This is a genomic window from Rhizobium sp. SVR5-9E (assembly GCF_056755095.1).
Map to the genome: position 1 here is coordinate 1 of NZ_JBNDHS010000846.1, position 229 is coordinate 229.

The 229-nt window shown below is 41.0% G+C and carries 1 protein-coding gene; it reads left to right on the forward strand.

From position 1 onward, the window contains the following. Positions 1–229, forward strand: a 229-nt coding sequence (locus tag ACPYOJ_RS37235; RefSeq protein WP_481420664.1) for a hypothetical protein, incomplete at both ends; no start/stop codon positions are given.

Below are 229 nucleotides of genomic sequence, written 5' to 3' on the forward strand. Positions count from 1 at the left end.
ACGTAAATTTTACCGATACTACTTCACAGACTTTCACGGCAATCAGTATTTCCGACTGGTACGGAGGAAGCAGCTATGCAATCCAGGGAATCGGAAGAATTAATATCTCCAATGACAACCTTGAATCAGGCTCGGGAACCAATCCTAGGCTATACCAGATTCCTTTAGTAATCAGCGCAGAAAATCAATCGAAGAGTGTAAAAAGTGTAAATGTAACAAAGGTAGGAAC